The 23,460-nt window shown below is 66.4% G+C and carries 20 protein-coding genes; 11 read left to right on the top strand and 9 right to left on the bottom strand.

Annotation, left to right across the window (positions count from 1 at the left end):
• Nucleotides 1–192: 192 nt before the first annotated feature.
• From alr to ATO4_RS09880, 3 genes are all read left to right on the top strand, one after another.
• Complete coding sequence (gene alr, locus ATO4_RS09870; protein ID WP_245308664.1) at nucleotides 193–1,305, top strand: alanine racemase; 1,113 nt, start codon at nucleotides 193–195, stop codon at nucleotides 1,303–1,305.
• Nucleotides 1,306–1,390: 85 nt separating this feature from the next.
• Complete coding sequence (locus ATO4_RS09875; protein ID WP_083591351.1) at nucleotides 1,391–1,669, top strand: BrnT family toxin; 279 nt, start codon at nucleotides 1,391–1,393, stop codon at nucleotides 1,667–1,669.
• On the top strand, nucleotides 1,623–1,928 hold the full coding sequence (locus ATO4_RS09880; protein WP_083591352.1) for a BrnA antitoxin family protein: 306 nt from the start codon (nucleotides 1,623–1,625) through the stop codon (nucleotides 1,926–1,928). Before ATO4_RS09875 ends, ATO4_RS09880 begins: the two co-directional genes overlap by 47 nt.
• A gap of 41 nt (nucleotides 1,929–1,969) precedes the next feature.
• On the opposite strand, the gene ATO4_RS09885 is transcribed toward ATO4_RS09880, so the two are convergent.
• The gene (locus tag ATO4_RS09885; protein WP_245308665.1) at nucleotides 1,970–2,323 is read right to left on the bottom strand and encodes a DUF1294 domain-containing protein; all 354 of its coding nucleotides are present in this window, start codon (nucleotides 2,321–2,323) and stop codon (nucleotides 1,970–1,972) included.
• 117 nt (nucleotides 2,324–2,440) lie between these two features.
• On the opposite strand from ATO4_RS09885, the gene radA reads away from it, so the two are divergent.
• From radA to ATO4_RS09905, 4 genes are all read left to right on the top strand, one after another.
• On the top strand, nucleotides 2,441–3,841 hold the full coding sequence (radA, locus tag ATO4_RS09890; protein ID WP_083591354.1) for a DNA repair protein RadA: 1,401 nt from the start codon (nucleotides 2,441–2,443) through the stop codon (nucleotides 3,839–3,841).
• Between the two features lie 96 nt (nucleotides 3,842–3,937).
• Nucleotides 3,938–4,570: a CvpA family protein gene (locus ATO4_RS09895; protein WP_083591381.1), complete on the top strand. Its 633-nt coding sequence runs from the start codon at nucleotides 3,938–3,940 to the stop codon at nucleotides 4,568–4,570.
• 133 nt (nucleotides 4,571–4,703) lie between these two features.
• Nucleotides 4,704–6,155, top strand: coding sequence for an amidophosphoribosyltransferase (gene purF, locus ATO4_RS09900; RefSeq protein WP_083591355.1), 1,452 nt, complete (start codon nucleotides 4,704–4,706; stop codon nucleotides 6,153–6,155).
• A gap of 94 nt (nucleotides 6,156–6,249) precedes the next feature.
• Complete coding sequence (locus tag ATO4_RS09905) at nucleotides 6,250–6,990, top strand: SDR family NAD(P)-dependent oxidoreductase (RefSeq protein ID WP_083591356.1); 741 nt, start codon at nucleotides 6,250–6,252, stop codon at nucleotides 6,988–6,990.
• 101 nt (nucleotides 6,991–7,091) lie between these two features.
• Here ATO4_RS09905 and ATO4_RS09910 read toward each other — a convergent pair whose 3' ends face one another.
• The 3 genes from ATO4_RS09910 to ATO4_RS09920 all read right to left on the bottom strand — a co-directional run bounded on the left by ATO4_RS09910 (nucleotide 7,092) and on the right by ATO4_RS09920 (nucleotide 9,626).
• Entirely contained in the window at nucleotides 7,092–7,619 is a 528-nt protein-coding gene (locus ATO4_RS09910; RefSeq protein ID WP_083591357.1) for a hypothetical protein, read from the bottom strand.
• Between the two features lie 173 nt (nucleotides 7,620–7,792).
• Complete coding sequence (locus tag ATO4_RS09915; RefSeq protein WP_083591358.1) at nucleotides 7,793–8,932, bottom strand: alpha-D-ribose 1-methylphosphonate 5-triphosphate diphosphatase; 1,140 nt, start codon at nucleotides 8,930–8,932, stop codon at nucleotides 7,793–7,795.
• Between the two features lie 130 nt (nucleotides 8,933–9,062).
• Complete coding sequence (locus ATO4_RS09920) at nucleotides 9,063–9,626, bottom strand: GcrA family cell cycle regulator (protein ID WP_083591359.1); 564 nt, start codon at nucleotides 9,624–9,626, stop codon at nucleotides 9,063–9,065.
• Nucleotides 9,627–10,064: 438 nt separating this feature from the next.
• Here ATO4_RS09920 and ATO4_RS09925 point away from each other — a divergent pair, with 438 nt between their 5' ends.
• The 4 genes from ATO4_RS09925 to ATO4_RS09940 all read left to right on the top strand — a co-directional run bounded on the left by ATO4_RS09925 (nucleotide 10,065) and on the right by ATO4_RS09940 (nucleotide 15,518).
• Nucleotides 10,065–11,279, top strand: a complete 1,215-nt coding sequence (locus ATO4_RS09925) for an aspartate aminotransferase family protein (protein WP_083591360.1) — start codon at nucleotides 10,065–10,067, stop codon at nucleotides 11,277–11,279.
• A 7-nt stretch (nucleotides 11,280–11,286) separates the two neighbouring features.
• The gene (gene argF / locus ATO4_RS09930; RefSeq protein WP_083591382.1) at nucleotides 11,287–12,237 is read left to right on the top strand and encodes an ornithine carbamoyltransferase; all 951 of its coding nucleotides are present in this window, start codon (nucleotides 11,287–11,289) and stop codon (nucleotides 12,235–12,237) included.
• On the top strand, nucleotides 12,230–13,228 hold the full coding sequence (locus ATO4_RS09935) for an Hsp33 family molecular chaperone (RefSeq protein ID WP_083591361.1): 999 nt from the start codon (nucleotides 12,230–12,232) through the stop codon (nucleotides 13,226–13,228). Before argF ends, ATO4_RS09935 begins: the two co-directional genes overlap by 8 nt.
• Nucleotides 13,229–13,406: 178 nt before the next feature.
• Nucleotides 13,407–15,518: a diguanylate cyclase gene (locus ATO4_RS09940; RefSeq protein WP_083591362.1), complete on the top strand. Its 2,112-nt coding sequence runs from the start codon at nucleotides 13,407–13,409 to the stop codon at nucleotides 15,516–15,518.
• Between the two features lie 224 nt (nucleotides 15,519–15,742).
• Here ATO4_RS09940 and ATO4_RS09945 read toward each other — a convergent pair whose 3' ends face one another.
• From ATO4_RS09945 to cysQ, 5 genes are all read right to left on the bottom strand, one after another.
• The gene (locus ATO4_RS09945) at nucleotides 15,743–17,797 is read right to left on the bottom strand and encodes a TRAP transporter permease (protein WP_083591363.1); all 2,055 of its coding nucleotides are present in this window, start codon (nucleotides 17,795–17,797) and stop codon (nucleotides 15,743–15,745) included.
• Between the two features lie 103 nt (nucleotides 17,798–17,900).
• Nucleotides 17,901–18,926 carry a TAXI family TRAP transporter solute-binding subunit gene (locus ATO4_RS09950; protein ID WP_083591364.1) on the bottom strand — a complete coding sequence of 342 codons (1,026 nt, stop codon included), beginning with the start codon at nucleotides 18,924–18,926 and terminating at the stop codon, nucleotides 17,901–17,903.
• Nucleotides 18,927–19,144: 218 nt separating this feature from the next.
• On the bottom strand, nucleotides 19,145–21,034 hold the full coding sequence (gene cysN / locus ATO4_RS09955; RefSeq protein WP_083591365.1) for a sulfate adenylyltransferase subunit CysN: 1,890 nt from the start codon (nucleotides 21,032–21,034) through the stop codon (nucleotides 19,145–19,147).
• Complete coding sequence (gene cysD / locus ATO4_RS09960) at nucleotides 21,034–21,960, bottom strand: sulfate adenylyltransferase subunit CysD (protein ID WP_083591366.1); 927 nt, start codon at nucleotides 21,958–21,960, stop codon at nucleotides 21,034–21,036. Before cysD ends, cysN begins: the two co-directional genes overlap by 1 nt.
• A 79-nt stretch (nucleotides 21,961–22,039) precedes the next feature.
• A complete protein-coding gene (cysQ, locus tag ATO4_RS09965; protein ID WP_139802360.1) occupies nucleotides 22,040–22,849 on the bottom strand; it encodes a 3'(2'),5'-bisphosphate nucleotidase CysQ in 810 nt (269 codons plus the stop codon).
• Nucleotides 22,850–23,460 lie beyond the last annotated feature (611 nt).

Consider the following 23,460-nt stretch of genomic DNA (forward strand, 5'->3'; position numbering starts at 1 on the left):
CGCGTCCCGTTTCGAACGCCATCAGCCCATCGGCAGCCATTAGCCCATTCGCAGCCGTCATCCTTTTTCTGCTAGCATTCGGACGGGAATCAGCCGGGGCGGCGGTTGATCTCCGGCAGGGTTTTCCGATGAAGGCACGACATGGCGGCACCGCGTTCGACTCCTCCCGCAATCCCTGTCAATCGCTCGCGCATGCCCCGCGTCGAAATCGACACCAAAGCCCTCAATGCCAACTGGCGCACCCTCGACGCGCTCAGCGGCAAGGCCCGCACCGGCGCAGCCGTCAAGGCGGACGGCTATGGCCTCGGAGCGACCCGCGTCGCGCAAGCGCTTCATGATGCCGGCTGCCATGATTTCTTCGTCGCCTGGGCCGATGAGGGCGTCGCGCTCCGCCAAGGCTTCGATGAGACGGGATATGGCGACGCCCGGATCTACGTCCTTCAGGGTGTGTCTCTCGGTGACGTCCCCGCCTGCCTCGAAGCCCGGCTGATCCCCGTCCTGTCGAACCTTGCCGAGATCGCCGCCTGGTGCGAGGGGCTGGAGCGCGCAGGCAGGCGGGCGCCTGCCGCGCTGCAGTTCGAGACCGGCATGAACCGCCTTGGCCTCGACGCCGCGGAACTGCCCGTCGTCCGGGCGGCGGTCGCGGGTGGAGCTCTCGACGTCTCCCTGGTCATGAGCCACCTCGCCAGCGCCGATGAGACGGGCGACCAGACCGCGGCGCAGCGCCGGCAGTTCCTCGCGATCTGCGAGCATTTTCCGGGCGTCGAACGTTCGCTGGCCAATTCCGCCGGGTCGTTCCTCGGCCTCGACTATGCTTTCGAACTGACCCGGCCGGGCATCGCCCTTTATGGCGGCCGCGCCGGCGCGCCCTCCGACGGCAAGCTGACACCGGTCGCCACCCTCACCGCGGCGATTCTACAGGTCCGCACCGCGAAGGCCGGCGAGGCGGCGGGATACGGTGCGGCGGCAAGGCTCACCCGCGACACCCGCATCGCCACCGTCGGCCTCGGCTATGCCGACGGCTACCCCCGCGCCGCCTCCGGCGCCGGCGTGCCGCTGCGCGAAACGCGGTCCGGCGCGATGGCCTTCGTCGCGGGGCATAGCGTGCCGGTACTCGGCCGGGTGTCGATGGACCTGACGCTGCTCGACGTCACCGACGTTCCGGCGGATCTGGTGGAGCCTGGGACGCGGGCGGAGTTTTTCGGGGCGAACGTTTCGATCGATGGGGTGGCCGATGCGGCGGGGACGATCGCGTATGAGCTGCTGGCGGGGCTGGGGAGGCGGGTGGAACGGGTGTGGCGGTAATCGATATCGACATTCGTGGGCGTCGATACTATTTTCGTACCGACATTAATTGGTCGATGACCCGCCTTCGAACTGATCGCTAACAATGAAGATCACGTTCGATCCGGCGAAGCGGGACAGCACGCTCAGCGAACCAGGGCTCGATTTCCTCGATGCGGCGGAGGTGTTCGGTGGTCGAACCGCGACGCTGACGGACGATCGGTACGACTACGGCGAGGTTCGCTTCCAGACCCACGGCTTCCTGAATGGCCGCGTGGTCGTCATCGTCTGGACGCCGCGCGGCGACACGCGGCACATCATTTCCATGAGGTACTGCCATGAACGCGAATCCCGCAAAGCCATCGCGCGAATGGATCGATCCTGACGACGCACCCGAATGGACAGAGGAGCAGTTCGCCCGCGCCGAGATCGCCGAGAATGGCGTCGTTGTCGAGCCGGCGACCGGAACGTTGACGAAAGGGCCGGGCAGGCCCGTCCTCGATCATCCCAAGCAGCGCGTGACGCTGCGTCTCGATCAAGATGTCGTCGAAGCGCTCCGGGCATCGGGCAAGGGGTGGCAGACACGGGTGAACGTCGCCCTTCGGGATTGGCTCGACAGGTCGGGGCCTCGGGGCGACGCGTGACCCGTCGATCGCTCCGGCGGGAATCATCGCGTCCGACCGCCTCAGGCTCCGCTCAAGACGGTTCTGAGCCAGTCGATGGCGACGTGGGGCCCGACGATGACGAGGGTCGCAGTTAGCGCAACGACGACGAGGCCGTGGAACATTGCGATCAGGAGCAGTTGCGTTCGAAAGGGTTCCTTGCGGGTCTTGTGGCGAAGCAGCTTCTGGCCGGCGATCGCGCCGATACTGCCTCCGACGAGCGCCAGGCCGAGGAGCCGCTGCTCGGGAATGCGCCATCCGCCTTGACGCGCCCGCGCCTTGTCGAACAGGAAGGCCAGATAGGCGGCGCAGTTGATCGCGATGAGATAGAAGCCGATGGCGAGCATGATGCTGCCGTCCGTCAAGGTGCCGTCCATCGTGCTCGCTCTGCTCCTGATGAAGTCGATGTTTCGCGGTCGGTAGTCGGCCCGCGGGCGTGCCGGATCATGCGGCCGTCGCGATCACGCCGCCTCGAAGCTGCCGCAAGGAATTCCATGGCTAAAACCAAGCTCACCTTCATCTGCCAGGCCTGTGGCGCCGTCTATACGCGCTGGCAGGGCAAGTGCGAATCCTGCGGCGAGTGGAACACCATCGTCGAGGAGAACGCGTCCGGCGGCATCGGCGGCGGGCCGCAGCGGGGCTCGCGGCGCAAGGGGCGGCCGTCGGCGCTGCTTCCCCTGTCCGGCGAGATCGAGGAGGCGCCGCGGATCGTCTCGGGCATCGCGGAGCTCGACCGGGCGACCGGCGGCGGCATCGTGCGGGGCTCGGCGATCCTCATCGGCGGCGATCCCGGCATCGGCAAGTCGACGCTGCTGATGCAGGCGGCGGCGGCGCTGGCGCGGCGCGGCAGTTCGGTCGTCTACGTGTCGGGCGAGGAAGCGGTGGCGCAGGTGCGGCTGCGCGCGCAACGGCTGCAGGCGGCGGACACCGACGTCATGCTGATGGCCGAGACCAATGTGGAGGACATTCTCGCGACCCTCGCCGAGGCCAAGCGGCCCGACCTTTTGATCATCGATTCGATCCAGACGCTGTGGTCGGACTTCGCCGAATCGGCACCCGGCACCGTCACCCAGGTGCGGGCCGGCGTGCAGGCGCTGGTGAAATACGCCAAATCCTCCGGCGCCGCGGTGATCCTTGTCGGCCACGTCACCAAGGATGGCCAGATCGCCGGCCCCCGCGTCGTCGAGCACATGGTCGATGCCGTCCTCTATTTCGAGGGCGAGGGCGGCCACCATTTCCGTATTCTGCGCACGGTGAAGAACCGCTTCGGCCCGACCGACGAGATCGGCGTCTTCGAGATGGGCGGGGAGGGCCTGCGCGAAGTCGCCAACCCGTCCGAACTGTTTCTCGGCGAGCGCAACGCCAAGTCGCCCGGCGCCGCGGTCTTTGCCGGCATGGAGGGGACGCGCCCCGTTCTGGTGGAGATCCAGGCCCTCGTCGCGCCCTCGGCGCTCGGCACGCCGCGCCGGGCCGTCGTCGGCTGGGACCAGCCGCGGCTCGCCATGGTGCTCGCGGTGCTCGATGCCCATTGCGGCGTCAGGCTCTCGCAACATGACGTCTATCTCAACGTCGCCGGCGGCTTCCGCATCTCCGAGCCCGCGGCCGATCTCGCCGTCGCCGCGGCGCTGGTCTCCTCGCTGTCGGGAGCCCCGCTTCCGGCCGATTGCGTCTATTTCGGCGAGATTTCGCTTTCGGGGGCGGTGCGGCCGGTCGCCCATGCGGCGCAACGCCTGAAGGAGGCCGAAAAGCTCGGCTTTTCCCGCTCGGTGCTGCCGGCCGCGAGCGCCGATCTGCCGAAGTCCCAGGGCATGGACGTCGCCGAAGTCGAGGCGCTGCCCGACCTCGTGGCACGGGTCGCCGGCGGCTCCATCCCCAGGTCGGAGGACGAAGACTGAGCCTTCCGTGAATCTTTTAGTGAAAAACCGGTCGCAAAACGGTAATGGGTGTTCGCGCCCGGCGCAGCCGACCCATCGATCCTGGAAGCATATCTGATGCCCGTCACCCTTCTCGACGCCGTTCTCGTTGCGATCATGCTGGTCTCGGCGCTGCTCGCCATGGTGCGCGGCTTCTCCCGCGAGGTCCTGTCGGTCGTCGCCTGGGCGGTCGCGGCGATCGTCGCCTTCCTCTTCTATGCCGACCTGACGCCCTATCTGCAGGAGTACATCACCTCGCGCACCGTCGCGATGGCGGCCTCTGCGGCGGCGATCTTCATCGTCACGCTGATCATCGTCTCCTACATCACGCTTCGGATCGCCGACTTCATCATCGACAGCCGGATCGGCGCCCTCGACCGGGTGCTCGGCTTCGTCTTCGGCGCGGTGCGCGGGCTGTTGCTGGTCGTCGTCGCCATGCTGTTCTTCAACTGGCTGGCGCCGGAGAACCAGCCGACCTGGATCGCCAATGCGGCCTCCAAGCCCTATCTCGACGACCTCGGCAAGCAGCTCGTCGCCGCGCTTCCGGACAATCCGGAGGGCCTGATCATGGATCAGATCGACAGGTTGCAGCAGGGCGGTGAGCCCGTCGACGGCCAGGCGCCCGCCGGCGAGGAGCCGACGACGATCGACGGCGTGATCCAGGGCGGCGAGCCGGCTGCCCCCACGCCCGATACCGGCCCCGCGAATTGACCCTGCGAAGCGGCCCTCCCGATGCAAGGGAGCGGCCGTGAACGGCCCGTCGAACGCGCGTGACTCGCGTCTTGCGCCGACAGCGTCTATATACGCCCCATCCGACCACCAGCCAGCGGAACCTAAGCAAGCCATGGATGAGACGCCATTCGGCGACGACACGCTGCATGAGGAATGCGGCGTTTTCGGCATTTTCCAGAGGACGGACGCTGCGGCCGTCGTGACGCTGGGGCTGCACGCCCTCCAGCACCGCGGTCAGGAAGCGGCGGGGATCGTCGCCCATGACGGCACCCAGTTTCATGTCGAACGCCACGCCGGCCTGATCGGCGACACCTTCACCAAGGCCTCGGTGCTGGAAAGGCTGCCCGGCCAGTCGGCCATCGGCCACACCCGCTACGCCACCACCGGCGGCGGCGGCCTGCGCAACGTGCAGCCATTCTTCGCCGAGCTGTCGGCCGGCGGCTTCGCCGTCGCCCATAACGGCAACATCACCAACGCCATGACCGTGCAGCGCGAATTGCAGCGTCGCGGCTCGATCTTCTCCTCGACCTCGGACACCGAGACGATCCTGCATCTTGTCGCCACCAGCGGCGCGCGGGCCTTCGTCGACAAGCTGATCGACGCTTTGTCGCGGCTCGAGGGGGCGTTCTCGCTGGTCGGTCTGTCGGCCAATTCGCTGATCGGCGTGCGCGATCCCCTCGGCATCCGGCCGCTGGTCCTCGGCGAGTTCGAAGGCTCGCTGGTTCTCGCCTCCGAGACCTGCGCCCTCGACATCATCGGCGCCGATTTCGTGCGCGACATCGAGCCCGGCGAACTGGTCGTCATCACCGACAGCGGCATCGAGAGCGTGTTTCCGTTCCAGTCGCGGCGGGCGCGGTTCTGCATCTTCGAATATGTCTATTTCGCCCGGCCCGATTCCAACGTCGAGGGCCGCAACGTCTACGACATCCGCAAGAAGATCGGCATGGAGCTCGCGCGGGAGAGCCACGTGGCGGCCGACGTCGTCGTTCCGGTGCCCGATTCCGGCGTGCCGGCGGCGATCGGCTATTCGCAGGAAGCCGGCCTTCCCTTCGAGCTCGGCATCATCCGCAACCACTATGTCGGGCGCACATTCATCCAGCCGACGGACTCGATCCGTCACATGGGCGTCAAGCTGAAGCACAACGCCAACCGCAAGATGATCGAGGGCAAGCGGATCGTGCTCGTCGACGATTCCATCGTGCGCGGCACGACCAGCCAGAAGATCGTCCAGATGGTGCGCGAGGCCGGCGCCAGCGAGGTGCACATGCGCATCGCCTCGCCGCCGACCTCGGCCTCGTGCTTTTACGGCGTCGACACGCCGGAAAAGGCCAAGCTGCTCGCCTCGCGCATGACCATCGCGGAGATGGCGGACTTCATCCAGGTGGATTCGCTGGCCTTCCTGTCGATCGACGGCCTCTATCGCGCCTGCGGCGAGACCGGCCGCTCGAAGATCGCGCCGCAGTTCTGCGACGCCTGCTTCACCGGCGACTATCCGACGTCGCTGACCGACCAGGACGGGGCGGACAACGTGCGCCAGCTGTCGCTGCTCGGCGGCGCCGGCTGACGGTGCTCACGGTGCGGGGCGACGGTGCGGACAAAGGGCGCGGGCTGCGGGTGACGGTGCGCAGCGGAATGGACATGAAGCGGAGGAGAGGGCGATGACCGGACGGCTCGAGAACAAGATCGCGCTGGTGACCGGCGCCTCGCGGGGCATCGGCTACCAGATCGCCAAGCAGATGGCGGCCGAGGGCGCGCATGTGATCGCGCTGGCGCGCACAGTGGGCGGGCTGGAAGAGCTCGACGACGAGATCAAGTCGGCCGGCGGCTCGGCGACCCTCGTGCCTCTCGATCTCACCGACATGGGCGGCATCGACCGGCTCGGCGGCGCCATCAAGGAGCGCTGGGGCAAGCTCGACGTGATGGTCGCCAATGCCGGCCTCCTCGGTGTCCTCGCGCCGATCGGCCACATCGAGGCGAAGACCTTCGACAAGACGATGACGGTCAACGTCACCTCGACCTGGCGGCTGATCCGCTCCGTCGATCCGCTGCTGCGGGTCTCGGGCGCCGGCCGGGCGATCGTCATGTCGTCCGGCGCGGCCCATTCGGCCAAGGCCTACTGGTCGCTCTATGCGGCGACCAAGGCAGCCTGCGAGGCGATGGTGCGCTCCTGGGCCAACGAGACGATGAACACCCCGCTCCGCGTCAATGCCGTCAGCCCCGGCGCGACGCGAACCAAGATGCGGGCCGAGGCGATGCCCGGCGAGGATCCGAAGGCGCTTCCGACGGCCCGCGAGGTTGCGGCGAAGATCCTGCCGCTGGCCTATGACGACTTGACGGAGACGGGCAAGATCTTCGACGTGCGGGAAAACCGGTTCCTGACCTATCAGGACCCGGCCTGAACGAGGCCAACTGCCAAATTTCCGCGATGGCGTCCATCATTTGCTATGCTGGTGACACCAACATGGCCGCTGCAACCTGTTTTTCCACGGCGGCCCGACGGTCATCCCTTGCCAGGTAACGTAAATACGCTGCTGAATTTGTTGACGATGTAGGGCGCGAACAGGGTCAAGCCGGTGATCAGGAATGTGCCGATTTCGCCCAGAGATTTCAAGTCGGCGCCGACGGCAAATCGAAGCATCGAAAACAGTCCGAACCCCATGAACATAAACAAAAGCATCACGCTTCCCATAAACGCGATGACCCGACTTGAGCTCGAAACCATCGTAGGTTCCAAAACGACTTTCCCGTCAGCCCCAATAATTTGCTTGCCATCCGCATCCTTTACAGGGAGCTGAACGTCTTCAGATAGCGCCTGCGAAAGAGAGAATCTGGCGATACTTGCGATCGAACTTCTGATATAAGTCAAAGCGACTGCGATGATTACGATCAAAACCACTAGAATGATGTAGACGAAGGTGACGCTGATCCCGTTGCCGGAGGTGTTACTCGCGGGGCTTGTTACTTGAGCCATGCTGGGGCTGCTCCATTGAAGGAGCAGGCCGCTTAATACGATGATGAGAGACCGCATGTGACGCTCCATCAGGACAGGGATGAGTCAGCATACTCTCAAAGATACAACTTGCAATGGGATTATTTGCAGATTTCCGCAAGGGAAAAGGTGAACCAGAACGAATGGCTGCATTGCCCTGGGTCGTTCAGAAGCTGCGGAATTTTCAGTAGAAAGTGGATCGGCCGGGCCGCTCAGGCCACCCGCCGTCCTTCGCGCCAGACCGCTCTCACCACCGGCGGCTCGCCGGTCCCGTGCGAGATCCGGGTGAGGTCGGCCCTGAGGCCTTCGGCGATCGTGCCGCGGTCGGTGAGGCCGATGGCGGCAGCCGGGTTTGTCGTTGCGAGACGCGTCGCCGCCGGCAGGCTGGCTTCTCCGCCATTGGCCAGCGCGAACACCGCCTGGATCAGGCTGAACGGCACATAGTCCGACGACAGGACGTCGAGGAGCCCGGCGCGCAGCAGCGCGATCGCCGTGATGTTGCCGGAATGGGAGCGGCCGCGCACGACGTTGGGTGCGCCCATCAGCACCTTCATGCCGGCGTCGCGCGAGGCTCTGGCTGCGGCGACCGAGGTCGGGAACTCGGCGATCCGCGTGCCGAGCGCGACGGCTTCCCCGACATGGGCGATGGTGGCGTCGTCGTGGGAGGCGAGCGCGATGCCCCGCGCCGCGCAGGCGTTTGCGATCGCCCGGCGATGGGGCGGCGCATTGCGCTGCGACTGGGCGATGCGGGTCGTCGCATAGGCCTTGAAGTCGGCGTCGCTCATCTTGAGCTTGTCGGTGAGATAGGCCTTGAGCGCGTCCATGTCGTGGAACTGGCGCTGGCCCGGCGCGTGGTCCATCAGCGAGACGAGCTTCAGCCGCGGATGGTCCTGCAGGAGGGCGAAGCCCTCGACCGCGTCGTCGGCCGAGACTTCGCATCGCAGATGAAGGAAATGCTCGGCGCGCAGGCGCCCCTCGCTCGTGGCGCGGCCGAGCGCTGCCGCCAGCTCCGCGACGTCCTCGGCCCTGGAGCGGGTGTTCTCGTCGGTGCCGACGCGCATCGCGTCGAGGACGGTGGTGATGCCGGAGGTCGCCACCTGGCCGTCATGGGCCTGGATCGCTGCGATCTCGTTCCAGACGACGCCGGAGCGCGGGTGGTGGTGTCCCTCGATCTGGTCGGTGTGGAGTTCGACGAGGCCGGGCAGGAGGAAGTCGCCGCCCATGTCCTCGCCGCCAAAGGACCGGCCCGGCAGGATCTCGGCGATCTTCCCGTCTTCGATCGCGAGGCCACCCTCGACGATCTCATCGGACAGCACGATGCGGGCATTGGCGAGGATCGTTGCGTTCGTCATGGGGCGCTGCTCTCTGGCGAAGCCTGCTGCTGGACAAGCGTGAGGGCCGGTTCTTCCGCGCAAACGAAAAGCCCGTGGCAGCGCGTGCCCCGGGCTTTTGGCATTCCCCGCAGAAGCGTCGCGAGACGGCTCAGCGAACGCGGCGGCGCTCGGTCACGGCCTGGAAGGCGAGCTTGGCGTGGACGGCGCAATAGGGCGTGCCGTCGCCGGAATGATCGCCGCAGAAATGGAAGTCCGGCGACAGCGGGTCGCCGATCGGCCATTTGCAGGTGCGTTCGGTCAGCTGCACCAGCGAGAGCCTGCGCATCATCGGCACGACCTCGCCGCGCTTTCGCGCCACCGGCGCCGCTTCTTCCTCGATCTCCTGGTGGATCTCGACCTTGAGCGCCGTCGCGCCCATGGTCCGCGCCACCGGCCGGCTCTGCTGCATCACCTGCGCGGCGACCACCTGCGGCGCCACGACCTGCGGGGCGACGACACGGGGCACGGCGGCCACGACCGGCTCGGGGATCGCGGCGACGGCGGGCTTCGCCTCGACCACGGTCTTGATGCGCGACTCCAGCTTCAGGCGATGCACCTTGCCGATAACCGCATTGCGGCTGACGCCGCCGAGCTTCTCGGCGATCTGGCTGGCGCTGTGTCCCTCGGACCAGAGCTGGCGCAGCATTTCCACGCGTTCGTCCGTCCAACCCATTGCACTGCTCCTTCTTGAGCCGAGCGGCGGCCGGAATCCGTTCACCACCCGCGCAATGAGGCTGCGCGGTGGAAGACACAATATCTATGGTGAGACTAGGTCCGCCGCTCGAAGTCTAGTATCTAACTTCGGAATTTACCGTATCGCGTGACTCGGTGACAAGAGTCGCGCGGGCGGGAAATGTCCGCTGTGATGTTTTTCCCCAGCCTATATGGGGTCGAAGCGGGAAAATGCACTCCTCCTGGTGCATTGCTGCTGCATTGGTTCTGCATCCCGAAAATCCGCCGGCCCTTGCCTCGCGCCGCGTCAGGGGGCATGTTATACGGGCGCTTGCGAGATATCGAAGCATCGAGAGAAGCCTGCCCTTCGGCAGGCTTTGACGTTTTCAGGAGCTTTCGCGAGCATATTCGGACAGGGCTCCCAGAAGAGTTGAACCCCATGAACCAGCAGCCGCAGGACACATCGCCCCTCTACCAGACCTACGCACGCGCGCCCCTTGCCTTCGAGCGAGGCGACGGCATCTGGCTGGAGACGCGCGACGGCCGACGGTTCATGGATCTGGCCGGCGGCATCGCGGTCAACTCGCTCGGCCACGCCCATCCGCATCTCGTCGCCGCCCTGACGGAGCAGGCGCAGAAGCTCTGGCACACCTCGAACCTGTTCGAGATCCCGGGCCAGACGCGGCTCGCCGAGCGGCTGACGGCCAACAGCTTCGCCGATCGGGCCTTCTTCACCAATTCCGGCGCCGAGGCGCTGGAATGCGCGATCAAGACCGCGCGGCGCTACCAGTATGTCTCCGGCCATCCCGAGCGCTATCGTATCCTGACCTTCGAGGGTGCGTTCCACGGCCGCACCCTCGCGACCATCGCGGCCGGCGGTCAGGCGAAATATCTCGAAGGCTTCGGCCCAAAGGTCGAGGGCTTCGACCAGCTCGTCTTCGGCGACGAGGCGGCCCTTCGCGAGGCCGCGGCCGGCCCCGAGGTCGCCGCCATCCTGATCGAGCCGATCCAGGGCGAGGGCGGCATCCGCACGGTGCCGGTGGCCTTCCTGTCGCTGATCCGCGAGCTCTGCCGGGAACACGGCCTGCTGCTGATCTATGACGAGGTGCAGACGGGGATCGGCCGCACCGGGCGTTTCTACGCCTACGAGAACTCCGGCATCGCGCCCGACATCCTGGCTTCCGCCAAGGGGATCGGCGGCGGCTTCCCGATGGGCGTCTGCCTTGCGACCGAGGAGGCGGCCCGCGGCATGACGCCGGGCACCCACGGCACCACCTATGGCGGCAATCCGCTGGCCATGGCGGTCGGCAACGCCGTTCTCGACGTCGTGCTGGAAGAGGGCTTCCTCGAGGAGGTGCGCCGCAAGGCGCTGTTCTTCAAGCAGTCGCTCGCCTCCCTCACCGACCGCTATCCCGACGTCGTCGAGGCGATCCGCGGCGAGGGGCTGCTGATCGGCCTGAAGATGCGGGTGGCGAACACCGACATGGTGGCGGCGCTGCGCGAGGCGGGCGTGCTCGCCGCGCCGGCCGGCGACAACGTCGTGCGGCTGCTGCCGCCGCTGACCATCACGGAGGAGGAGATCCGCGCCGCCATTGAACGGATCGAGGCCGCGGCCGCCGGGCTTTCCGCCCCGGCCCAGCGCGCCAGTGCATGAGATGACGATGACCCAGATTCCGACCGCCGCTCCGCGCCACTTCCTCGACATCGCCGCCGTCTCGCCGGACGACCTGCGGCTGATCATCGAGGATGCGGCGCGGCGCAAGTCGCTGCTTCCCGGCGGCGACAAGCCGCTCGCCGGCAAGATGCTGGCGATGATCTTCGACAAGCCGTCCACCCGCACCCGCGTCTCCTTCGACGTGGCGATGCGCCAGCTGGGTGGCGAGACGCTGTTCCTGTCCGGCGCCGAGATGCAGCTCGGCCGCTCGGAGACGATCGCCGACACGGCGCGCGTCCTGTCGCGCTATGTCGACGCGATCATGATCCGCACGACGGCCCACGACCGGCTTCTCGAAATGGCCGAACACGCCACCGTGCCGGTGATCAACGGTCTCACCGACGAGACCCATCCCTGCCAGATCATGGCCGACCTGATGACCTTCGAGGAGAAGCGCGGGCCGGTGAAGGGCAAGGTCTTCGCCTGGTCCGGCGACGGCAACAACGTGCTCGCCTCCTTCGCCGAGGCCTCGGCGCGCTTCGACTTCGAGCTGCGGATCGCGACGCCCCAGGGCTCCGATCTCGATGGCCGGTTCATCGACTGGGCGCGGGGCGAGGGGGCGACGATCGTCACCACCAACGATCCCGACGAGGCGGTCGGCGGCGCCGATTGCGTCGTCACCGACACCTGGGTATCGATGGGCCGCGAGGAGAAGGCACGCGGCCACAACGTCTTCATGCCCTATCAGGTGAACGAACGGCTGATGGCCAAGGCCAAGCCCGAGGCGCTGTTCATGCACTGCCTGCCCGCCCATCGCGGCGAGGAGGTCACCGACGGGGTCATCGACGGGCCGCAGTCGGTGGTGTTCGACGAGGCCGAGAACCGCCTGCACGCCCAGAAGGCGATCCTCGCCTGGTGCTTCGGCGATGCGGCGCGCGGAACCTCCGCCCATGGCTGACAACGAACGCGTCCTCTCCCCCGGCGATCTCGCCGGAGACGATGCCGTCGTGCCCTTCGCCGTCGAGACCCTCGACGCGCGCGGGCGCGGCGTGCAGCTCGGGCCGATGCTCGACCAGATCCTCGCCCGGCACGACTATCCCGAGCCGGTGTCGCGACTGCTCGCCGAGATGGTCGTCCTGACCGTCCTTCTCGGCACCTCGCTGAAGTTCGAAGGCAAGTTCATCGTCCAGACCCAGACCGACGGGCCGGTGGACCTCCTCGTCGTCGACTTCTCGACGCCCGGCAGCGTGCGCGCCTATGCCCGCTTCGACGAGGAGGCGCTGGCCGAGGCGGTCGCCAGCGGCGCGACGCGGTCCGAGGAGCTGCTCGGCAACGGCACGCTTGCGCTGACCGTCGATCAGGGCGCCTACACCCAGCGCTACCAGGGCATCGTCGAATTGAACGGCGCCGACATCGAGGCCGTCGCCGAGACCTATTTCCGCCAGTCCGAGCAGATCCCGACGACGGTGAAGCTCGCCGTCGCCAAGATCGCCCGGCGCGGCCCGAACGGCTTCGTCGAAAGCTGGCGGGCTGGCGGCCTGCTCGCCCAGTTCCTGCCCGAGTCGCCGGATCGGATGCGCCTGCCCGACCTGCCGGGCGGCGACTTGCCGGAGGGCGTCGAGGAATACGAGGAGGGCGACGAGTTCGACGACGCCTGGCTCGAGGTCCGCGCCCTGGTCGACACGATCGAGGCGTCGGAGCTGACCGATCCCGAAGTCGGGGTCGAGCGCCTGCTCTTCCGGCTGTTCCACGAACGCGGCGTCAGGGTCTTCCCGCCCGACCAGGTGATCGACGAATGCTCCTGTTCGCGCGAGAAGATCGGCGGCGTCCTGTCGAGCTTCTCGGCAGAGGAGATCGACGAGAGCATCGAGGACGGCAAGATCAAGGTCACCTGCGAATTCTGCGGGACGCATTACGAGTTCGACCCGGCGGAATTCACCAGAGACTAGTTTGGCTTTGCCGAGTGGGCCGAGGTCCAGGGACGAGCGCCGGCTGTGATGCGCCGGCTGCGCTTGCGCCGCTCTGCGGTCGGTCGATTGGCAAGCTAACTAATTTATCAGGCATCTCAATCGGTATTTAGTCAATCGCCACGATTGATGCGTCGAGCAATGCTCGTCAGGGACTTCGATGGCTTTTCTGGATCTCGTCTCTCGCGTCGGCCTTCGGGCCCGCTTCATCGTCTTCCTGGCGCTGGCCTTCACACCGATCATAGTCCTGCTCGTTTCGACAAACCTGGCCAACTACGGCGCAGCGCTCGACGCTGCGACACGCGACGTGAAGCAGATGGCCGAGTACTTCGCAACGCGGCAGTCAGCAGCGTTCCATCAAGCCCGGACTATTCTCAATACGGTTCGGAGTATGCCGCCAGTGTCGGTCCTCGGCGGAGCTGAATGCAACCGCGCCATGGCCGCGGTCGCCGAAACGAACCCGCAGTTTTACACGGTCGGCGTTGTCGATCGCGATCAGATGATCGTCTGTCACAACACGCTGACGAAGCCCCAACGTTTTGGCAACGTCGAAATGATCGAGCGGATGACGCGTCCCGACGCGCCAGAGTTCAACGTTGGTGAGTTCTTCGTCGGAAAGGTGAGCGGAAAGCCTACGGTCATCGTCTCAATGAAGCTGCCCGCGATCGACGGTGTTGCGCCTGGCGCAGTCTTCGCAGGCATGAACCTGACGAATCTCTCGCTTCTAGCCGGTCAGGGAATGCCAGAAGGCAGGACGGCGGCAATCTTTCAGATGCCGGCGGGAAAGCTTCTTGCCCGCCATCCGCCGATGGAGAGTCTGCTCGGGTCGGTCGTCCCAATTCATCCGGTACTGGATACACTCCGGAATTCGCGCAGTTTCGAAGCAGGCTTCGGCGAAGGTCTCGGTTTGGATGGTCGCGAGATGCTTTTCGGGTTTGCTCCGCTGAACGGAATCGGCGAAGCGATGATTGTCGCCATTGTCGGAATTCCTCGTTCCGATGTCGTCGCCCCCCTCAATCGAAGCGCGCTCTGGTCCTTCACCATCTGCCTCGCCGTCATCGTCGCGACTTTCGCCGGAACGTGGTGGATTGGCTACTGGACGCAGCTTCGGCCGATCGGACGGCTGCGACGGACGGCTCATCGAATAGCGAGCGGGGACCTGGGGGCGAGAGCGACGATCGAAACGTGGCAGGCGCCAGAGCTCCGAGCGCTGGGGGACGACTTCGACGCCATGACGGAGAGGCTCGAGGAAGGTCGCAAGGCGGAAGAGGAAGTTGCACGAAGTGAAGCGAGATATCGTATTCTCGCCGAGAACACGTCCGACCTCGTAACGAGCCTGGATGACACAGGCCGTCGCGTCTTCGTTTCGCCCGCCTGTCGCGAATTACTCGGTCGGGAGCCCGATGAGCTGATGGCGGGACGACCCGAGGACATCGCCCATCCCGACGACCTGCCGATCGTCGGATCCATGATGGAAAAGGTTCGTATGGGCGTTCCGATATCTGGCATACAGTATCGTATCATCCATCGAGATGGTCATCCGATCTGGGTGGAAGTCGGCACGAAGCCGCTTGGGTCAGGTCTTGGAGCAGTGCTGGTCATTCGTGACATCTCCGTGCGCAAACGTGCCGAATTCGCACTCGCGAATGCGAATGCGAGACTGTTGGAGCAGGCAAATACCGACGGGCTGACCGGGCTTGGCAATCGCCGTTCATTCGACACGAGGCTGAGGGCCGAAGTTGACAGGAGCCTCGCCGAGTCTTCAGACCTTAGCCTGCTCCTCATCGACGTCGACTGGTTCAAGCGCTTCAACGACACCTACGGACATCTTGCGGGAGACGAGTGTCTGCGTCTCGTCTCGGCGACAATCGGGGCCGCAATCAGGAACCCCAGGGAGCACGCCGCGCGATTCGGCGGCGAGGAAATCGCGCTGATCCTTCCGAACACGTCCATAGGAGAAGCCGTTGAACGAGGGGAAGCGATCCGCCAGGCTGTGGAGGCGATGGACCTCTCCCATTCCTGCAGCGACTATGGTCGCGTGACGATCAGTATCGGGGTTGCCTGCCTGCACCGTGGAAAAGGCTTTTCCAGCACTTATGACATGATCCGATCGGCGGACCAGGCGCTCTATGAGGTGAAGGCGAACGGCAGAAATTCCCTGCGATACCGGATTTCTTCCGCACTCAAGGGGCAAGACCGAACCACGGATCAGGACGCTAACGCTCGGGAGAATAACTTCCGGCGGCTGGTATCAAGCCCTCCCGGCGAATGAGCGTACCCCCCTCGGCGCCGGTCAAAGACCGGGGCCGACGGTATGAGTTCTGCACTTGTCGGCATCGACATTCGCGCACGGCGAAACGGGCGGCGCCATCAGTCCAGCGGTCGGCCGCGAGCGGCGGGCCGGTTCTCCGATCCCGATCCCGATCCCGATGCAGGAAGGATGAGGTGCGCGCCTCCCCTTTTTCGTATCCGAGACTTTCGAATCCCGCCCGGCGATCATGCCGTCCCGGCTTCCACCCCGCCATCCTTCGGCAGCAGCATCTGGCGGGTGACCACGGCCGCGACGATGGCGGTGCCGATCAGCGTCGAGATGAGTTCCGGCGCGACCAGCAGCATCGCCGCGAAGGCCAGCACCCATCGCTCGACCGTGTAGAGCGGCCCGGCAAGCCAGCCGGCGAAGGCCGCCGACAGCGCCGTGATGCCGATGATCGTGCCGGTGAAGGCGAGGGCGAAGGCGTGCCAGGTGAAGCCCTCGGTGACGATGAGCAGCGACGGCGCGAAGACGAAGACGAAGGGGACGAGCGCCTTGCCCATCGACAGCCGGAACGCGGTGTTGCCCGCCTTGAACGGGTTGGCGTTGGCGATGCCCGCCCCGGCATAGGCCGCGAGCGCCACGGGCGGCGTCACGTCGGCGAGGACGCCGTAGTAGAAGACGAAGAAATGCGCGACCAGCGGCGCGATGCCGAGGAGGCCGAGCACCGGGGCGGCCACCGAGACCATGATCAGGTAGGTCGCCGTCGTCGGGATGCCGCAGCCCATGACGATGCAGACGATCGCCGTGAGGAACAGGGTGATCAGCAGCGTCAGCGTCGGCACGCCCATGATGTCGAAGGGGATGAAGGGCGCGATCGATGCGGCCCAGCCGCCGGCGGTCGAGGTGACCATGTAGGCGATCTTGAAGGAGACGCCGGTGAGCGTCACGACGCCGATGATGATGCCGACGGTGGCCGCCGCGGCGCCGACCGCGAGCGCGTATTTGGCGCCGAGGACGAAGGCCTCGAAGACGTCGCGCACGGAGATCCGGTTCAAGGGATTGCAGAGGCCGACGACGATGCAGGCGGAAATGCCCCAGAAGGCGGCGAGATAGGGTGTGAAGCCCTGCATCAGGATGGCGATCAGAAGGATCAGCGGTACCACGGTCGGCCAGTCGCGCTTCAGGACGACCCAGACCTTCGGCAACTCGTCCTTCGTCAGGCCGCGCAGGCCGAGGCGCTTGGCCTCCAGATGCACCTGCACGAGGACGCCGAAGAAATGCATGAAGGCCGGCACGATCGCGGCGGTGATGATGGTCGTGTAGGAGACGCCGAGGAACTCGATCATCAGGAAGGCGGCAGCGCCCATCACCGGCGGGGTGATCTGCCCGCCCGTCGAGGCTGCCGCCTCGACGGCCGCCGCGAAATGGCGCGGATAGCCGATGCGGATCATCGCCGGGATGGTCAGCGAGCCGGTGGTCACCGTGTTGGCGATGGAGGAGCCGGAGATCGAGCCGAGCAGCGCCGAGGAGAACACCGAGACCTTGGCCGGGCCGCCGGAAAACCGCCCCGCCAGCGCCGAGGCGAGGTCGATGAACAGCCGCCCGAGGCCGATCCGGGTGGCGAGCACGCCGAACAGCACGAAGTGGAACACATAGGTGGCGACGACGCCCACCGGCAGGCCGTAGATGCCCTGGCTGGTCAGGTAGAGATGGTTGACGAGGTTGGTCCAGTCGGCGCCCGGATGGACGAGGACGCCCGGCGCATAGCGGCCGAAGATGCCGTAGGCCATGACCACCAGGGCGATCAGCGCCAGCGGCCAGCCCATCGAGCGCCGCGTCGCCTCGAGCAGCACGACGATGAGGATCGTGCCCATGGCGACGTCGATCGGCAGCGGATTGCCGACCCGGAAAGCGAGGTCGTCGAAGATATAGGGCACGTAGAGCGCCGAGACGGCGGCCGCGACGGCGAAGATCCAGTCGTAGAGCGGCAGGCCGAGGGGCCGCAGCCACGACGACGGGTAGACCGTCTCCTGGCCCTTCTTCGTCGCCGAAAAGACGAGGAAGATCAGCGCCAGGACGAAGGCGATGTGGACGCCGCGATGGGTCGCCTCACGCAACAGGCCGAAGCCGGCGGTGTAGTAGTGGAAGAGCGACAGGCCGAAGAGCAGCACCGCCGCGATGAAGGCGGCCGCCTTGCCGAGCGGCCGGAAGCGCACCTCGGGGTCGAAGCGCTCCTCCAGTTCCTTGGTCTTTTCCGGGTCGAACTCGGCAGTCTGGTGCTCGGCGCTCTGGTTCATTGTCTCGGCGATATCCCCGGGGGGCGGGCGGGCCCGGCCATGCGGATGAAACGACACGGCCGCCGGCAGCTGTGCGCCGGCGGCCGCAGATGCGGAGAGGCGGTTACTTCGAGGCCTTGATGCCGGCTTCGTCGTAGAACTTCTGGGCGCCCGGATGCAGCGGGATGGCGACGCCGCTCAGCGCCGATTCCGCGGTGATCTCCTTGCCCTTGGCATGGCCGGCGTCGAGGAACTTGCGGGTGTTGTCGTTCCACAGCGCCTTGGTGATCTCGTAGATCAGCTCTTCCGGCTGGTCGGCGCTGGTCACCCACTGGGCACCCACCGACAGCGTCGTCACGTCGGCGTCCTGGCCGTCATAGGTGCCGGCCGGGATCGTGTTCGTGGCGAAGAAGTCGTAGTCGCTGGTGACCTTCTCGGCCTCGGCACCGGCGATCGGCACGATGGTGATCGGGTTGTTGGAGGCGAGCTCGACGATCGCGCCGGCCGGGAAGCCGCCGACGAAGAAGAAGGCGTCCATCGCCCCGTCGCGCATGCGGTCCGCCGCCTGGTTGGGCTTGAGATATTCCGGCTCGATGTCCGCCTCGGTGATGCCATAGGCCTTGAGGATCAGCCGCGCATCGACGAGAGTGCCGGAGCCCGGCTCGTCGAGGGAGACGCGCTTGCCCTTCAGGTCGGCCACCGACTGGATGCCGCTGGCCTTGGACGCCACCAGATGGATGCTCTCCGGGTAGAGGTTGGCGATCGCCCGAAGCTTCTCGACCTTGCCCTTGCCCTCGAAGACGCCGGTGCCGGTCTGCGCCCAATAGGCGACGTCGGACTGGGAGAAGCCGGATTCGATCGCGCCGGAGCCGATGGCGTTGACGTTGGCGACCGAGCCGTTGGAGGCGATGGCGGTGGCGACGAGGCCGGGCGCGCCGCAGCTGCCGCCCTCGTCACAGGCGCGCGAGCCCGGCGGGTTGGAGATGGCGTTGGCGAGAAGGCCGCCGATCGGGAAATAGGTGCCGGCCGTGCCGCCCGTGGCGATGCGGAAGAACTTCATGTCCTGGGCGAGGGAGCCGCCGGCGGCGAGCGCGCCGAGGGTGACGGCCGCGCCCGCCGCAATCAGTGTCTTCTTGATGGAAAATCGCATGAGGCATGATCCTTTCTGCCGGGAGATCGCAATACGGCGAGAAGGAAGCATAGCCAGCCGATAGCCGGTCCGAAAGCTTTTATAACCGTTTCGTCAGGTTTTGCGCAACCATCGGCAGCAGGCTCGCGGCGCGCGCGGGGGCTCTCGCGGATGCGCAGAGGGCTGGGGCCTCTGCCGGTGAGCGTCGGGCCCGCTTGCGGCGGGCCCGGGCGGAGCGCTCAGATGTAGCCGTGCTCGCGCAGGTAGTCGATCACCTGATCGGCCAGATCCTCCGGAGCCGCCATTCCGCCGGCGAGCGTGATTTCGGCGCGCTCGGGGACCTCGTAGGGGCTGTCGATGCCGGTGAAGTTCTTGATCCGGCCCTCGCGCGCCTTCTTGTAGAGGCCCTTCGCGTCGCGCCTTTCGGCGACGTGCAGCGGCGTGTCGACGAACACCTCGACGAACTCGCCGGGCTCCAGCAGGTCGCGCGCCAGCTGCCGCTCGGACCGGAACGGCGAGATGAAGGAGCACAGGACGATGACGCCGGCGTCGACGAACAGGCGCGCGGTCTCGGCGACGCGGCGGATGTTCTCGACGCGGTCCGCCTCGGTGAAGCCGAGGTCGCGGTTGAGCCCGTGGCGGACGTTGTCGCCGTCGAGGAGGTAGGTGTGCTTGCCGAGCGCGAAGAGGCGCTTTTCCACGAGATTGGCGACGGTCGACTTGCCGGCGCCGGAAAGCCCGGTGAACCAGATCGCCGCCGGGCGCTGGCCCATGGCGTCGCCGCGCCGGTGCTTGTCGAGATCGACCGCCTGCCAGTGGATGTTGGCGGCGCGCCGGAGCGCGAAGTCGATCATGCCGGCGCCGACCGTCAGGTTGCTCAGCCGGTCGATGACGATGAAGCCGCCGGTCGCCGGGTTGTCGGCATAGGCGTCGAAGGCGATCGGCTCGCGGAAGGACAGGTTGACGACCGAGACCTCGTTCAGCTCGACCTGCTTGGCGGCGAGATGCTGGAACGAGTTGACGTCGACATTGTACTTGATCTCGGTGACCGAACCCGAGACCGTCTTGGTGCCGACCTTGAACAGGTAGTTGCGGCCGGGCACCAGCGCGTCGTCATGCATCCAGATCAGATGGGCCGAGAACTGGTCGGCGACTTCCGGGCGCTCGGCGGCGTCGCAGAGGAGATCGCCGCGGGAGATGTCGATCTCGTCGGCCAGAGTCACGGTCACCGCCTCGCCGGCGACGGCGCGGGTCTTCTCGCCGTCGAAGGTGACGATCGACTTCACCGTCGAGGTGCGCCCGGAGGCGGCGACGACGAGTTCCTCGCCGACCGAGACGGTGCCGGAGGCGATCGTGCCGGAATAGCCGCGGAAGTCGAGATTGGGGCGGTTCACCCACTGGACGGGGAAGCGCAGCGGCCGCTCCGCCTCGCTGCCGCGCACGTCGACCGTCTCGATGTGCTCGAGCAGCGTCGGGCCGTCGTACCAGCCGAGGCTCTCGCCGCGCTGGGTGACGTTGTCGCCGAAGCGCGCCGACATCGGGATCGGCTGGATGCTCTCGAAGGCGAGTTCGTTGGCGAACTCGCCGTAGTCGGCGAGGATCTGGTCGAAGACGTCTTTCGAATAGCCGACGAGATCGATCTTGTTGATCGCCAGGACGACGTTTTTGATGCCGAGCAGCGAGGCGATGTAGGAATGCCGCCGCGTCTGGGTGAGGACGCCCTTGCGCGCGTCGATCAGGATGACCGCGAGATCGGCGTTGGAGGCGCCGGTCGCCATGTTGCGGGTGTACTGCTCGTGGCCGGGGGTATCGGCAACGATGAACTTGCGCTTCTCGGTGGCGAAGAAGCGGTAGGCGACGTCGATGGTGATGCCCTGCTCGCGCTCGGCTTCCAGCCCGTCGACGAGAAGCGCGAAGTCGATGTCCTCGCCGACCGTGCCGTGCTTGGCACTGTCCTTCTGGAGCGTCGCCAGCTGGTCCTCGAAGAGCAGCTTGGTGTCGTAGAGCAGCCGGCCGATCAGGGTCGACTTGCCGTCGTCCACCGAGCCGCAGGTGAGGAAGCGCAGGAGATCCTTGCGCTCCTGGCGGGAGAGATATTCGGCGAAGGCCGCGGGGTCGAAATTGTCCATCAGAAATAGCCCTCGCGCTTCTTCTTCTCCATCGAGCCGGCCTCGTCGTGGTCGATCAGCCGGCCGGACCGCTCGGAGGTGCGGGCGATCAGCATTTCGTGGACGATTTCGGGCAGGCTCGCCGCCGGCGACTCCATCGCCGCCGTCAGCGGATAGCAGCCGAGCGTGCGGAAGCGGATGAGCCGCAGCTCTGGGGTCTCGCCCGGGGCGAGCGGCAGGCGCTCGTCGTCGACCATGATCAGCATGCCGTCGCGCTCGACGACGGGGCGCTTCGCCGCGAAATACAGCGGCACGATCGGGATGTCCTCCTTGAGGATGTACTGCCAGATGTCGAGCTCGGTCCAGTTCGACAGCGGGAAGGCGCGGATCGACTCGCCCTTGCGGACGCGGGCGTTGTAGAGGTTCCACAGCTCGGGGCGCTGGTTCTTCGGGTCCCAGCCGTGGTTCTCGGTGCGGAACGAGAAGATGCGCTCCTTGGCGCGGCTCTTTTCCTCGTCGCGCCGCGCGCCGCCGAAGGCCGCGTCGAAGCCGTATTTGGTCAGCGCTTCCTTCAGCGCGTCGGTCTTCATGATGTTGGTGTAGACGGACGAGCCGTGGGTGAAGGGCGTCACGCCCTGCTTCACGCCGTCCTGGTTGGTGTGGACGATGAGGTCCATCCGCGCATCCCGGGCGGCCTGGTCGCGAAAGGCGATCATCTCGCGGAACTTCCAGGTCGTGTCGACGTGGAGAAGCGGGAACGGCGGCGGCGAAGGGTAGAAGGCCTTCTTGGCCAGATGCAGCATGACCGACGAATCCTTGCCGATCGAATAGAGCATCACCGGGTTGCGGAACTCGGCCGCGACCTCGCGCATGACGTGGATCGATTCCGCCTCGAGGCGCTGCAGATGGGTCAGTTCTTGGGCCTTGATGGCCGACGATGCCGACATGGGTCGATCAGTCCTTCCTTCCGGCAGCGGGACGCCGTCGTGCAGATTATGCCACGTCGCCGTGGCGGTCGATCAGGGTTCAGCCTGCGTCCTGCGCCAATTTCATGGCAAGCCGAGGATCGGCGAAGGCGACGAAGTGGGGATTGGCGAAATCGACGTCGCTCGCCTGCCGCCGCTTGCCGTAGCGCAGCGGCTGGCCGTCGAGGGTGGTGACGATGCCGCCGGCCGCGCGCAGCACGGCATCGCCCGCCGCCGTATCCCATTCCATGGTGCGGCCGAGCCGCGGATAGACGTCGGCCTCGCCCTCGGCGACGAGACAGAACTTGAGGGACGACCCGCGCGAGACGAAGCGTTCGACCTCGTAGCGCTTCAGCCATGCCTCGGTCTCGGCCGAGCCGTGGGAGCGGCTGCCGACGGCGACGAGACTGTCCGGGGCGGAGCGGGCGACGATCGCCCGGCGCTCGCCGAGAACCCCGTCCTTCACCTCGGCGCGGAAGGCGCCTTCCTCCGTCGAGCCGGCCCAGAGCGTGCCGATCGCCGGGGCATAGACGACGCCGGCGACGGGAACGCCGTCCTCGACGAGGGCGATGTTGACGGTGAAGTCGCCGTTGCGGCTGATGAATTCCTTGGTGCCGTCGAGGGGGTCGACGAGGAACAGCTGCCGGGCATCCGCCGGGATCTCGCCTCCGGAGACCGCCTCCTCGGCGACGATCACCACCTGCGGCGCGAGGCCGGCGAGAAGCGGCTTCATCACCGCCTCGCAGCGGATGTCGGCCTGCGTCACCGGCGAGGAGTCCGCCTTGGTGGCCGTGTCGAAGGAGGTTCCGTAGATCTTCAGGATCTCGTCGCCGCCGGTCAGAGCGATGGCGGTCAGTTCGGAAAGGGTCAAGGCAGGCTCACTCGTCTGTCGCGAAAGGCGGATATTCCCTTACGGAAAATCGGCTGGGCAGACAACTTCGGCAGCATGCCCGACGCCTCGGCCTGCCCATGTTGCTCCGCAGCACGCATAGCAGATGATCATGGCCGTGCAAGCGGCGCGCGTCACGGGCGCTCGTCGCTGCAAGCCGCATCGAGCGCGCGCGGGGCCCCGAGGGCCCGGCAGCTCGAACCGGTGGCCCCACGGTCCCCGTCGTTCCGCAACGCCATCCGGCCCAATTGTTGCAAAAAACCAACACATTTGAATCAAACGTCCACCGTGTCCGCGATCGCCTAGTCCGGATTAATTTCTGTCGTCTACGTCTCGACTCCGTGTCTGCGTCGAGACTGCTTCGCGGCGGATCCGGCAAGACGGGACGGGAACCGTCCCAGTGGCAGGAGCGGCCTCGCGCATGCGCTCGATGGCGGTGCGGCGATTTGAAAGATGCGGCGCGTAGAAGATGCGGCGCGTAGAAAAAGAATGCCTCGGGACATCTCGGCCCGCAGGGGGGAAGTGTGATGAAGTCCATGGCGCTGGCGCAAACCGAAACCTGCCGGACGACCTTGCCTTGCGGCGCGGCGGGG

Origin of the sequence: Aurantimonas sp. 22II-16-19i (assembly GCF_002088275.1) — a bacterium.
Classification (GTDB): domain Bacteria; phylum Pseudomonadota; class Alphaproteobacteria; order Rhizobiales; family Rhizobiaceae; genus Jiella.